This is a genomic window from Natrialba taiwanensis DSM 12281 (assembly GCF_000337595.1).
Taxonomy (GTDB): Archaea; Halobacteriota; Halobacteria; order Halobacteriales; family Natrialbaceae; genus Natrialba; species Natrialba taiwanensis.
On sequence record NZ_AOIL01000051.1, the window covers coordinates 126,849 to 138,350 of the forward strand.

Below are 11,502 nucleotides of genomic sequence, written 5' to 3' on the forward strand. Positions count from 1 at the left end.
GGTATGGCGGATGCGGCGGTGAAGATGAAGAACGCTTAGCAGACCGGCTTCGGGTTCGCGCCCATCGCTTCCATATTCTCGACGTACTCGGCATAGGCGGCCTCAATAGCGCCCGTTGCGGCGTCCATCGCACGCTCCTGATCCGCCTCGGACTGACAGACGGCCGCGAATACCTCGCCGGTGCGTTCGAGTTGGGCGTCCAGGTCGTCGCCGAACTCGCGGAAGACGGCGGCGGTCTGGGGGTCGGCGTCGCCGACGAAGTAACCCACGACCTGTTCTTTCGAGCGCTTGCTCGCGAGGATGCGACCGGCGAGTGCACCGACGCGTTCGACCGTCGCGTCGATTCCGCGCAGGTGGTCGTGGAGGGCCGGGATCGTGTCCGGTTCGTACTCGTTATCGCCGAGTTCGTCGCGGACGGTCTCGAAGTGGCCCTCCTCCTCCGCGGCGGTCGCCTCGAAGGCAGCGCGTGCGTCGTCGTGGGATTCGTCGTCGGCCCAGGCGCTGAAGGTCTGCCAGGCGGCGTACTCGGCGTCGGCGGTCGCCTCGAGCACGGGTTCGGTGTCGATGTCCCCACCCGTCTCGGCGTAGAGCGATTTCGAGGAGCCGAGTCGCGAGAGTTCGGTCTGGGCGGTTTCGCGGACGGTATCGAGGAAGGCGTCGAAGTCGGCGACAGTGTCGCTATCGTCAGCCATACCGGTGCTTTGGGAACCCGATAGTTAGACCTATCGTCAGCCGTCGACGCTACGAGTCATCGGTTCGAGCCAGGAGCGCGAGAAAGAGCGCGATCGAACAGACGAGTATCACGACGAGAAGCGTCTCCGCGACGAACCGGATCGACGCGGGGCCGAGCTCACCGACGCTGACGAATCCGGCGGCGAGAACGACGATGCCGAAGGCGAGCAACTGGTTCGTCGTTTTACGGCTCCTGAGCCAGTCGGTGTCGTCGGTCATCGGAGTGGAGTCACGGTCGCAGCATCTCCTGTCGGGGAGATAGCAGTTTCGATCGCACGCGGCTCGAAAAAGAATCGGTACGAATCGGCGGAGCCGACGGTCGAGACAACCACAGCGAGCGGTGCCGGTCACCGCGCGAGCGTGAGCGGTCTCGTGGTCCCGTTAGTTCGCGTCGCCGGTTTCGACGGGCGCGTTGACCAGGTTGCCCCACTCGGTCCAGGAGCCGTCGTAGTTGACGGCGTCCTCGTAGCCGAGCAGTTCGTGCAGGGCGAACCAGGCGACCGACGAGCGCTCGCCGATGCGGCAGTAAGCGACGGTCGTCTCGCCGCCCGTAATGCCCTTCTCGGCGTAGAGTTCTTCGAGTTCGTCGCGGCTCTTGAACTTGCCCTCGTCGTCCGTAACGGCCGCCCAGGAGATGTTCTGCGCACCCGGGATGTGGCCGCCGCGCTGGGCCGTCTCCTGCAGTCCCGGCGGGGCGAGCACCTCGCCGCTGAACTCTTCCGGCGAGCGGACGTCGACCAGCGGAACACCGCGCTCGATCGCCTTCTCGACGTCGTCGCGGTAGGCGCGGATGTTCTCGCGCGGGCCGTCGGCGTCGTACTCGGCGGCCGAAAAGTCCGGATCCTCCTCGGTCGTCGGGTAGTCGTTCTCGAGCCAGTACTCGCGGCCGCCGTCGAGCAGGTAGACTTCGTCGTGGCCGTAGTACTTCAGTTGCCAGTAGGTGTAGGCGGCGAACCAGTTCGAGTTGTCGCCGTAGAGGACGATCGTCGAGTCGTCGCTGATCCCGTGGGACCCGAACAACTCCTCGAGATCCTCCTTCTCAAGGATGTCGCGGCGAGTCTGGTCCTGCAGTTGCGTCTCCCAGTTGAACCCGACCGCGCCGGGCGCGTGTTCCTCGTCGTAGGCCTCCGTGTCCACGTCGACCTCGACCAGCCGGTGTCCGGGGTCGTCGCTCTTGAACTCGTCGAGGCGGTCCTCGACCCAGTCGGCCGTGACCAGCACGTCGTTGGCGTACTCGTTCGTTGCCATACCTGGGCCCAGACACCCCAGGGTCATAGTGGCTCATGAACCGGACAATTCGGTCGCCGATCAACTGTTCCGGATGGTATTGCCGGTAGATGCGCGTCGGGATTGCCGATCGACGCCGGTACCACCGCAAGGAGGTAAAATCCGGCGAACGCCGCCGGTTTCCGGACCCACACCGAGTTCAGTCCGCCACAATCGAGGATTATGTTGCCGCTATTCCGGTATCAAGGGGAGACGTGCCGGGATCGGTGTCCTCTCCGTGCTGGACCGAGTTCGAGCACGCAATGGACGAATCCGTCGTCGTCGATCTCGACTGGCTCGCAGACGCTCGTGAGGACCCGGAGGTACGTCTCGTCGACGTGAGGGACGCGTGGGAGTACGACGGGATCGGTCACATTCCCGGGGCCGTCAACATCCCGTTCGACAGCTATCGGGACGACACCGATATCGACCGAGGAACCCTCCCCGGGGTCGACCCGTTCGCCGACTTACTCTCGACGGCCGGAATCAGCCCCGAGGATACTATCGTCGCCTACGACGACACCCACGGCGTCTTCGCCGCCCGCTTGTATCTCACTGCGCTCGAGTACGGCCACGACGACGTACGACTGCTCGACGGCGATTTCAGCGCCTGGAATCTAGAATACGAGACGACATCGAACGAACCCAGCGTCGAGCCGACGGCCTACGACCCCGCGCCACTCGACCCGGACGAAAGCCCGCTGGTCAACCTGTCGGCTGTCGAAGACGCCATCGAGCGCGACGCGCTGCTGGTCGACACCCGCGAACAAGACGAGTTCGAGGACGCCCGTCTCCCCGGTGCCGTCCGGTTCGACTGGCGCGAGGCCGTCGACGACGAGACGCGGAGCCTCCTGCCGGCGGACGAACTCGAGGCGCTTCTCGAGGAGTACGACATTACGCGCGACCGCGAGATCGTTCTCTACTGTAACACGGCGCGACGGATCAGCCACACCTACGTCGTCCTCCGGGCGCTCGGCTACGAGGACGTGTCGGTCTACGAGGGCAGCCTCGCGGAGTGGCTGGCGATGGACGGCGAGGTCGAAAGCGGACCGGTCGAACAGTAACGAGCCAGCCGAGTGTAACGGTTGAGCGCACCACCGGGTCGCCACTACGTTCCGATTCGGGCCCAGACCACGTCAAGGAGGAGTACGAACACGAATACGAACGCAGCAACGTACACGAGATACCCCCACTCGATCGAGTTCTGGACGTACTGAAAGACCAGGAGCGTGAGAAACACGACGAGAGCCTGCACGATCCGGTCTCGCAACGATCGACCGACGAGTTCCATAACGAGAGTCCATCGGGAGATGACAATATGGTTTTGTTTTGAATCGGGTTCAGAACTCGGCTGAACGGATCGGTGCGAGTTCTGAGTCGCTAGCGCGGACTTCGAACGCGAACTCGCGTCGCAATTTCGGGCCGAGTTCACCGCCGGGTGCGAGCGTGGTGGTTCGATGGATGTGATGGTGGTCCGATCGTCTCGAACACCCGACGGCAACTCGGCTGGCCGCCGCGACGCGAGTTCACCCGCGGTGGAACCGCGCTACTGAACTCGTCTCGCGGGGGTTAGTTCGGTTTGGATCGGTCGGTGTTGGGAGCGGTATTGGGACTGGATCGGTTGGTGTCGGTGTCGGTGCTGGGGGCGGTGTCGGCATCGGTACCGGCATCGGTACCAGGGTCGGAATCAGGGGAAGGGTCCGGCGGAGCGACGCGACAGCCGCAGGGGCCGGCGATGGCTTCGCCGGGGCCGATCATGGTTCGCTGTGCGATCGGCGACCCACAGCGGGGACAGCGCGGCAGATTGCACTGATCAAGTCGTTCGGACTGGCCGGTGTCGTCCGCATCGTCGCCACCATCGGTGGTGTCGTCGGCGTCGTCGCTCATCCCAACCGACACCTCGTTGCTCTCGTAATTCGGCAGGAGATGCCTGCTGCTGGTCGTTGAACGCGATGCGTCAGTCGTGCGGGATGTTTATATCCCGTGAGAATGTACGCAAACATGGCTGCAAACCCTCGTAGGTTTGGAAGCCACGTCTCGGATGTCTTCAGCATCCGGGGCCTTTCAATGCCCGTTTAATGGCTTCCGTCCTAATTGTTGATTGGTAGTGACTTATATCTACCGCTGAACGCCGGGAAGGAGCAGCAGCCAGAACGCGACCGCGATCCACTGCCGTCAAGCGCCGTCGGTATCTCGCCAATCCGGTGCCGTCGAATACCGCCGCGAGGAAAGTTCATCGAACGCCGTGTAGACCGCCTCCGACAGCGCCGGGTGCACGTGAACCGGTTCCGCAACGTCGTCGACGGTCCCCTCCCCGCGGTCCATCGCGGTGACGACCTCCTGAATCAGCGTCGAGGCGTGGGGCCCCACGATGTGACAGCCCAGAATCTCGCCGTCCGGGGCTGCAAGCACCTTGACAAACCCGTCGTCGGCGTGGAGGATCATCCCCAGCGGCGCGGCGTCCACCGGCACCGTCGCCGCGTTGAACTCGCGGCCCGCATCCTCGAGTTCACCTTCGGTCCGCCCCACGCTGGCCACCTGCGGGGACGTGAAAATCGCGTGGGGCATCGCGCCGTAATCGACTTCCTCGCCGGCGTTATCGAGGACGTTCGCGGTGACGACGCGAGTCTCGTAGTCCGCCGCGTGCTTGTAGGGCTGCTCGCCGAGCACATCGCCGAGCGCCCAGATCCCGTCGACGCTCGTTTCGAGGAACTCGTCCGTTTCGACGTGGCCCAACTCGTCCGTTTCGACGCCCGTCGCTTCCAGGTTGAGGGTATCGGTGTTTGGCCGCCGGCCAGTCGCAAGCAAGAGGTCATCGGCTTCGCGGTCGATCGTGGTGCCTCCGTCACCCTCGTCACCGCTCGGCTCGGCCGTCACGGCGATACCGCCGTCGGCCTCCTCGACGGCCGTCGCTTCGTACCCTGTCCGAACGTCACAGTACTCGCCGAGTGAATCGGTCACAACGTCGCTGACGGCGTCGTCCTCCCGCGGAACCAACCGGTCGCTTCGCCCGACGATCGTAACCTCGGTCCCGAGCGCACCGAAGAAGTAGCCCAGTTCCGTGCCGATGTAGCCGCCGCCGACGATGACGAGCGAGTCGGGCTGGTCATCGAGAAAGAGCGCGTCCTCGCTCGTCAGGAACTCGACATCGTCGAGCCCGTCGATCGGCGGCACGACGGGTCGACTGCCGACGGCGATCACGACGGTGTCGCCGCGGATCCGATCGCCGTCCGTGTCGCCCGAATCAGCGTCATCGCCGTCGCTGACATCGATCTCGATCGTCCGCTCGTCCACGAACCGCCCCGTACCGCGGTAGCGGTCGACGTTCTCGGCCGCCTCGATCGATTCCGCCTGCCGATCCGCCTTCTCGTAGACCGCGTCGTGAATCGCCGCGGTGAACTCGCCGTAGTCGACGGCCTCGAGTTCGGCGTCGATGCCGAACTCCGAAGCGCGGCGGAGTTCAGCAACGATGTCCGCCCGATGGATGAGCGCCTTCGAGGGCACACAACCGCGAGTGACGCAGGCCCCGCCGAGCGGCCCGGGTTCGACGACGGCGGCGGAGAGCCCGTCACCGGCTGCTGCGGTCGCGACCTGACTCCCCGATCCGCCGCCGAGAACGACCAGATCGTACGCGTCCATACGCGGTGCAACCACGGACGGCCGCGTAAAACTGAAGCCTGCTATCCGAACGGCTGGTGTCCGCCCGCGGCTCCGTCCCGATCAGTCCCCGTCAGTCCCGACCAGGTCCCTGACAGCCGACGATCGTCACCGCTCCCGTTCCGGCGAGCCCGTGGTTCCCGTCATCGGTGCGTTCCCACTCGAGTCGACCGCTCGATTCGTCACCGTCGAACCCGGTTTCGTCGACCGGAAAGTGCAATTGGAGCGCCGTTCGCCCGTCCCCGTTCACATCGACTTCGTGACCGCCGTGCACCGGCCGCGCACCGCCGCCGTCGCCGACGACATCGGGTGCCCCGAACCGATACCGAACGGGCTCGCTCGTCGGATCGAACTCGTCCGTCTGCAAGACGACAACCGGAACGACGCCGCGACTCCGCGGATTGATCGGGGCTGGATCGCTTCCGCTCCCCGGTTTGATATCGATCTCGAGATCCGGCGGGAAGTGAGCGGCCGCCTGCCCGCCGAGCGTCGCGATTCCGAGCGTCGTCGCCGCAAGTCCCGTCCCCGCCCGGAGAACTCGGCGTCGGTCGACTCCAGTCTGTGCGCTCGTCGCTTCGTCCCGTTGCGATGAATCGCGTCGTGGTCCGTCCATACTACAGGCCATACCTCATGGGCCCCGGTGGTATTCGCTCTGGTCCGAACGTAGAACGAACCGCGTCGACAGCGAGGAGAACTCGTTCGGTCGTTAGAGCCAGTCGTCACCCGGATCGTCCGCGGTCGCTTCCTCGTACGATGCGACTGCGGCCGCGAGGTTTTCGAGGGCCTCCTCCGGGGTCTGTCCCTGGCTCGAGACGCCAGTCGCCTCGTCGTCGGCGATGTGAAGGCCGTGATCGTTGACTCGCAGCGTCACGTCCGCATCCTCGAGCGCGTCGTACTCCGAGGGATCGACATCTGCGTCGGAGCTCATACGCGAGTATTGTCGGGGTCGAGTGAAATACTCACCGACGTGCCGACGTGCCGACGTTCAGTCCGTGTGCCCTCACATTACAGATCACAGTTCGGGTCGGTTACCCAGCGCGTACACGAGCAGTGCTGCAAGGACCGTACTGAGAGACGCCTCGGACCCGGCGAGCAGTTGAACTCTCGCCCGAGGAACGAAAGCGGATTCTCGGCTCGGACGACTCGCAGTCCAGCTCAGCGCGCCACCGATGCGCGACCGTCGAGTTCGTTGCCACCAGCCGCTCGTCGGCCAGACACCGTTTTGAAACGGCTGTCGTCTAGATAAAACCTTTAACACCGTCGTCCCGTAGACCGAGCAAATGGTACTCGACGATCTCGGGAGTTCTCTGCGGAGCAGTCTCGACAAACTCCGCGGGAAGTCACGAATCAGCGAGGAGGACATCGAGGAGATCGTCAAGGAGATCCAACGCTCCTTGCTCTCCGCCGACGTCGACGTGTCGCTCGTGATGGAGCTGTCGGACAACATCAAAGAACGCGCCCTCGAGGAGGAACCGCCGGCCGGCACGCCGGCACGGGACTTCGTCCTCCGCATCGTCTACGAAGAACTCGTCGGCCTCATCGGCGACTCGACGGAACTGCCACTCGAAGAACAGACGATTCTCCTGGCGGGCCTACAGGGGTCTGGTAAAACGACATCCGCTGCGAAGATGGCCTGGTGGTTCTCGACGAAGGGGCTCCGTCCGGCAGTCATCCAGACCGACACCTTCCGGCCCGGTGCCTACGACCAGGCAAAGGAGATGGCAGGCCGCGCCGAGGTCGACTTCTACGGTAATCCGGACAACGACGACCCGGTCGAAATCGCCCGCAAGGGACTCGAAGAAACCAGCGAGGCCGACGTTCACATCGTGGACACGGCGGGTCGCCACGCACTGGAGGACGACCTGATCGACGAGATCGAGCAGATCGAGGGCGTCGTCGAGCCCGACACCTCGCTGCTCGTCCTGGACGCGGCGATCGGTCAGGGAGCCAAGGAACAGGCCCAGCAGTTCGACGAGTCGATCAGCATCGACGGCGTCGTTATCACGAAATTAGACGGGACTGCGAAGGGTGGCGGTGCCCTGACGGCCGTCGACCAGACCGATTCCTCGATCGCCTTCCTCGGCACCGGCGAGGAGGTCCAGGACGTCGAACGCTTCGAACCCGACGGCTTCATCTCCCGCCTGCTCGGGATGGGCGACCTCGGCCAGCTCGCAGAGCGCGTCGAGCGCGCAATGGAGCAGACCGAGATCGAAGAAGACGACTGGGATCCCGAGGACATGCTCCAGGGCCAGTTCACCCTGAACGACATGCAAAAACAGATGGAGGCGATGAACAACATGGGGCCGCTCGACCAGGTCATGGACATGATTCCCGGCTTCGGCGGCGGGATCAAAGACCAGCTCCCCGACGACGCGATGGACGTCACCCAGGAGCGCATGCACACCTTCAGCGTCATCATGGACTCCATGACCGAGGCCGAAAAGGAGTACCCCAAAGCCATCGGCGCGAGCCAGATCGAACGCATCGCCCGCGGCTCCGGGACGAATGAGGACCAGGTTCGTGAACTCCTCCAGCAGTACAAGATGATGGAGAAGACGATCAAGCAGTTCCAGGGCATGGGCTCCGAACAGGAGATGCAGCGCATGATGAAACAGATGCAACAGGGCGGCGGTGGCGACGGCATGGGCGGTCTGGGGCCGTTCTAAGCGGCGTCACCCGCGGCTTTCTCTCGGTTTTCTCGGCTCTCGTATCGAGTTCGGCGTTGAGAATCACAGAGGGCGCTGCAAGTCGTGGCTGTGTCTCCGGCTGCTGTCTCTCGACTGGAACTGAGAAATATATGACCACTCGATATTTGTGAGTGTTGTTATCGGGATGATTTCTGGTTTAGGGCACTTGATACGGGTACTCCTGAATCCACCTAGTATGACATATCTACCAGCATGTTAATACAGGGGGACACACATTCTCGATTCGATGAACCGACGGCAGCAACTCGCACAGCTCGGCGGCGTTGGGCTCGCCGCTCTCGCAGGCTGTCTGGACACGTTTCGAAGCGACGACACAACGGTCGTCGTCGCGGACCGTACCGGCCAGCGCGCGCTCGATCGTGCGATCGGACGCCTCAACGAGGTTGCGATCGAACTCGGAACGCAGACCGACGAGACCCTCGACCGTGGCGCACAGGAATCGACAGCGACGGAGACCGCATTCGAGCCGACCCCTCATTACAAGACGATCGATACCGCTCGCTCGGCACTCGATACTGCCGCCGACGAACTCGAAGCCGATCGGCAATCCGACGTTGAACTCGGTCGGGAGTACGCCGATAGCCTCGAGACATTAGTTTCGGTAACTGCAACTGTCAGCGACGACGAGCTATCGGCGGAAATCGAGGAAGTCGGCACTATCTTCGAGGAAGCCGACGAAGAAACCGACGACACCGAAACGGATCTCGAGCAGGCCACCACGACCATCGAGGACCGAACCGTGCTCCTCGATGAGGCACGGACGACCCACGAGACCGCTCGGACGAGTATCGACGGCCTCGATGACCCCCGGTTCGAGGCCCTGCCGACCATCGATCTCGACCGGCTCACGGACGGCCTCTCGACCCTCGGGACCGTTCTCGACGCCCAAACCGCTCTCGCGGACAGCTATGGCGACCTGCTCGACGGCTATGCCTCACTCGAGGCCGGCCGCGAGTTCATAGACGACGGTGCCTACCAGGAGGCCGAAGCTGCGTTCGCCGATGCCGAGTCGGCGTTCACGGCGGGACGGAAAACGGTCGCGGAGAGTCGCGACGAGGCACCCGCTGAACTCGCAGCGTCGTTCGAAACGGCACACTGTCAAAGTAGTCACTTGCAGTCGGCAGCGGCGGCGTTCGCCGAGGCGGCAGCGGCTGCTGACAACGGAAACTATCTCACCGCCCAGGAGCATCAGGACGAGGCCGACGAGTCACTTGCGGCGGCGGGTGACTGTGGCGACGAGTAGACCAGTAGCAGTAGGCCAGCAGGAGGCCGTCTCACCCCTCGACCGGTTGTCCGTCTTCCGTCGGCGGCGCGATGTGATCGATGTACTCTTCGACTGTCGGTTCCTCGACGCGGACGCGGACGCTGATCTCGCCGAGTTCGTCCGGTTCGCCGACCGAGAAGGTGATCCGGTCCTCGAAGGCGGCCTGCTTTTTGAGCGCGAACGAGAACGTCTCGCCCTCGCGCGTCGAGAAGAACTCGCCGCGAGCGGTGTCGAGGATCTCCTGTCTGTGGAGCAGTTCGGAGAGGTGTTCCATCGAGTGCGTTTCCCCTCGGATTTCGCCGACCGAGTCCTCGAGATCGGCGTTCGGGAAGATATTGGCGACGGCATCAGCGACCCGACTCGTCACCTCGGTATCGTAGATCGGTGCCGTAATTTCGACGGCGACGCGGTAGATGTCGGTCATGTGTATCAGTGTTTCAGTGTCTCAGTAGCGGAATCGGTATTGGTATCGATATCGGTGTTGGGATCGATGTCAGTCGTGGTGGTAGCGGGTCCGTTCGATAGCTACGGCTGCGGTTCTTCTGTCTCGGCCTCAGTCTCGGTTGTCGTGTCGACCCCGAGTTCAGGTTCAGATTCAGATTCGGGTTCGGCTTCGGGGTTGTCACCACCACTCTCGTTATTGTCACTATCGCGATCGCCATCACGATCGCTATCACGGTCATCACCAGTCGATCCCGTACGGATAATTGAACGGATGCGCTCGTGGAACGCCTCGAGCGAGTCGGTGTTTTCGACGACGATATCGGCGCGATCCATCGCGTCGTCCATACCGAAGCCCCGTTCACGTTCGTCGCGGGCGGCCAGCCCCTCGCCGCCGTCGGCTTCGCGGACATCACGGCCGCGGGCATCGATCCGGTCGGCACGAACCTCGAACGGCGCTTCGATACTGATCAGCGTAAACGACTCGCCGAATCGCTCCTCGAACGTGTCGACTTCGGTATCCGACCGAATGCCATCGACGAGGACCGTCTCGTGGTTCTGCAAGCGATCTTCGATCATGGGGAGCGAGCGCTCGGCGATAGCCGCCGGGCCGTTCTCCTCGCGCAACGCCTGTGCGACCGTGCCGTGGTCCTTCGTCGGATCGAGACCGCGGTCCGCCGTCTCCTGGCGGACGACATCGCCCATTGTCACGACCGGAATCCCATCCTCGCGTGCGACGGTGGCTGCCTCGCCCTTGCCACTGCCGGGAAGTCCCACCGTTCCGATGACGTGCATCGAGGAAACGTACCGGCGAGACGTGCATAAGGGCTGTGTTCGCCGACGCAAGATAGCCCGTATCCGACACCGCCCCCAAAGTTGTAGCTGCCGAAACTAGTTAGGACCGCGATAGTTTGTCCCCTACGGACTCGTTTCTTCCTCCTGAACTCGGTCGGCAGCACTCACAACTGCGCCGTCGAGGCAGTCTCGGAGCAACAACGGAGGGAAAATTCGTTGCGTGAGTGAAACCAACACGCACGGGGAAAACGAGTCGTTCTCGTGGATGGGACCATCGGTAATTCGTCTGAATCGGCATTGTTCGTCCAAACGGACGGTACGCATTATTTATCACACCATCATCGGGATCAGGTGCTGATATGACAGCACCAACCCTCAACAGGCGTCGGTTCACGGCAGCTCTTGGAGCCGGCATAGTTACAGCGGTCGCGGGCTGTAGCGACGACCAACAGGAAGACGATACCGGCGGTGACGACGGTATGGGCGGCGGCGATGGCGGCGGAGACGACGGTATGGACGGCGGCAATGGCGGCGGAGACGACGGTATGGACGGCGGCAATGGCGGCGGAGACGACAGTATGGGCGGCGGCAATGGCGGCGGAGACGACAGTATGGGCGGCGGCAATGGCGGCGGAGACG

General features: G+C 63.5%; 13 protein-coding genes and 1 pseudogene. 4 read left to right on the forward strand and 10 right to left on the reverse strand.

What is annotated here, in order from left to right:
- Positions 1 to 35: 35 nt before the first annotated feature.
- The 3 genes from C484_RS15475 to C484_RS15485 form a co-directional block, all read right to left on the reverse strand.
- Complete coding sequence (locus C484_RS15475) at positions 36 to 692, reverse strand: hypothetical protein (protein ID WP_006826839.1); 657 nt, start codon at positions 690 to 692, stop codon at positions 36 to 38.
- A 49-nt stretch (positions 693 to 741) separates the two neighbouring features.
- Complete coding sequence (locus tag C484_RS15480; RefSeq protein WP_006826840.1) at positions 742 to 951, reverse strand: hypothetical protein; 210 nt, start codon at positions 949 to 951, stop codon at positions 742 to 744.
- Positions 952 to 1,113: 162 nt separating this feature from the next.
- Positions 1,114 to 1,980 (reverse strand): sulfurtransferase, encoded by an 867-nt coding sequence (locus C484_RS15485; RefSeq protein ID WP_006826841.1) that lies wholly within the window; start codon positions 1,978 to 1,980, stop codon positions 1,114 to 1,116.
- A gap of 281 nt (positions 1,981 to 2,261) precedes the next feature.
- Here C484_RS15485 and C484_RS15490 point away from each other — a divergent pair, with 281 nt between their 5' ends.
- Positions 2,262 to 3,062, forward strand: coding sequence for a sulfurtransferase (locus tag C484_RS15490; protein WP_006826842.1), 801 nt, complete (start codon positions 2,262 to 2,264; stop codon positions 3,060 to 3,062).
- 44 nt (positions 3,063 to 3,106) lie between these two features.
- On the opposite strand, the gene C484_RS15495 is transcribed toward C484_RS15490, so the two are convergent.
- From C484_RS15495 to C484_RS15515, 5 genes are all read right to left on the reverse strand, one after another.
- Positions 3,107 to 3,289 carry a hypothetical protein gene (locus C484_RS15495; RefSeq protein ID WP_006826843.1) on the reverse strand — a complete coding sequence of 61 codons (183 nt, stop codon included), beginning with the start codon at positions 3,287 to 3,289 and terminating at the stop codon, positions 3,107 to 3,109.
- Positions 3,290 to 3,567: 278 nt separating this feature from the next.
- On the reverse strand, positions 3,568 to 3,885 hold the full coding sequence (locus C484_RS15500; protein WP_006826844.1) for a hypothetical protein: 318 nt from the start codon (positions 3,883 to 3,885) through the stop codon (positions 3,568 to 3,570).
- 288 nt (positions 3,886 to 4,173) lie between these two features.
- Positions 4,174 to 5,637, reverse strand: a complete 1,464-nt coding sequence (locus C484_RS15505; RefSeq protein ID WP_006826845.1) for a dihydrolipoyl dehydrogenase — start codon at positions 5,635 to 5,637, stop codon at positions 4,174 to 4,176.
- A 91-nt stretch (positions 5,638 to 5,728) separates the two neighbouring features.
- Complete coding sequence (locus tag C484_RS15510) at positions 5,729 to 6,268, reverse strand: hypothetical protein (protein ID WP_006826846.1); 540 nt, start codon at positions 6,266 to 6,268, stop codon at positions 5,729 to 5,731.
- 93 nt (positions 6,269 to 6,361) lie between these two features.
- Entirely contained in the window at positions 6,362 to 6,583 is a 222-nt protein-coding gene (locus C484_RS15515; RefSeq protein ID WP_006826847.1) for a type II toxin-antitoxin system HicB family antitoxin, read from the reverse strand.
- 352 nt (positions 6,584 to 6,935) lie between these two features.
- Between C484_RS15515 and C484_RS15520 the strand changes: the two genes are divergently transcribed.
- Together C484_RS15520 and C484_RS15525 are read left to right on the forward strand one after the other, a co-directional pair.
- A complete protein-coding gene (locus C484_RS15520) occupies positions 6,936 to 8,321 on the forward strand; it encodes a signal recognition particle protein Srp54 (protein ID WP_006826848.1) in 1,386 nt (461 codons plus the stop codon).
- 268 nt (positions 8,322 to 8,589) lie between these two features.
- On the forward strand, positions 8,590 to 9,606 hold the full coding sequence (locus tag C484_RS15525; protein WP_006826849.1) for a hypothetical protein: 1,017 nt from the start codon (positions 8,590 to 8,592) through the stop codon (positions 9,604 to 9,606).
- Positions 9,607 to 9,637: 31 nt separating this feature from the next.
- Here the strand turns inward: C484_RS15525 and C484_RS15530 are convergent, their stop codons facing one another.
- Positions 9,638 to 10,051 (reverse strand): RNA-binding domain-containing protein, encoded by a 414-nt coding sequence (locus C484_RS15530; protein WP_006826850.1) that lies wholly within the window; start codon positions 10,049 to 10,051, stop codon positions 9,638 to 9,640.
- A gap of 101 nt (positions 10,052 to 10,152) precedes the next feature.
- Positions 10,153 to 10,863: an AAA family ATPase gene (locus C484_RS15535; RefSeq protein WP_006826851.1), complete on the reverse strand. Its 711-nt coding sequence runs from the start codon at positions 10,861 to 10,863 to the stop codon at positions 10,153 to 10,155.
- A 359-nt stretch (positions 10,864 to 11,222) separates the two neighbouring features.
- On the opposite strand from C484_RS15535, the pseudogene C484_RS23125 reads away from it, so the two are divergent.
- Positions 11,223 to 11,502 (forward strand): annotated as a pseudogene (locus tag C484_RS23125) (hypothetical protein); the annotation flags it as partial.

Excerpts from the sequence above, each read along its gene's own strand:
- C484_RS15475 (WP_006826839.1), bottom strand. The coding sequence starts at position 692 with ATGGCTGACGATAGCGACACTGTCGCCGACTTCGACGCCTTCCTCGAT.
- C484_RS15480 (WP_006826840.1), bottom strand. The coding sequence starts at position 951 with ATGACCGACGACACCGACTGGCTCAGGAGCCGTAAAACGACGAACCAG.
- C484_RS15485 (WP_006826841.1), bottom strand. The coding sequence starts at position 1,980 with ATGGCAACGAACGAGTACGCCAACGACGTGCTGGTCACGGCCGACTGG.
- C484_RS15490 (WP_006826842.1), top strand. The coding sequence starts at position 2,262 with ATGGACGAATCCGTCGTCGTCGATCTCGACTGGCTCGCAGACGCTCGT.
- C484_RS15495 (WP_006826843.1), bottom strand. The coding sequence starts at position 3,289 with ATGGAACTCGTCGGTCGATCGTTGCGAGACCGGATCGTGCAGGCTCTC.
- C484_RS15500 (WP_006826844.1), bottom strand. The coding sequence starts at position 3,885 with ATGAGCGACGACGCCGACGACACCACCGATGGTGGCGACGATGCGGAC.
- C484_RS15505 (WP_006826845.1), bottom strand. The coding sequence starts at position 5,637 with ATGGACGCGTACGATCTGGTCGTTCTCGGCGGCGGATCGGGGAGTCAG.
- C484_RS15510 (WP_006826846.1), bottom strand. The coding sequence starts at position 6,268 with ATGGACGGACCACGACGCGATTCATCGCAACGGGACGAAGCGACGAGC.
- C484_RS15515 (WP_006826847.1), bottom strand. The coding sequence starts at position 6,583 with ATGAGCTCCGACGCAGATGTCGATCCCTCGGAGTACGACGCGCTCGAG.
- C484_RS15520 (WP_006826848.1), top strand. The coding sequence starts at position 6,936 with ATGGTACTCGACGATCTCGGGAGTTCTCTGCGGAGCAGTCTCGACAAA.
- C484_RS15525 (WP_006826849.1), top strand. The coding sequence starts at position 8,590 with ATGAACCGACGGCAGCAACTCGCACAGCTCGGCGGCGTTGGGCTCGCC.
- C484_RS15530 (WP_006826850.1), bottom strand. The coding sequence starts at position 10,051 with ATGACCGACATCTACCGCGTCGCCGTCGAAATTACGGCACCGATCTAC.
- C484_RS15535 (WP_006826851.1), bottom strand. The coding sequence starts at position 10,863 with ATGCACGTCATCGGAACGGTGGGACTTCCCGGCAGTGGCAAGGGCGAG.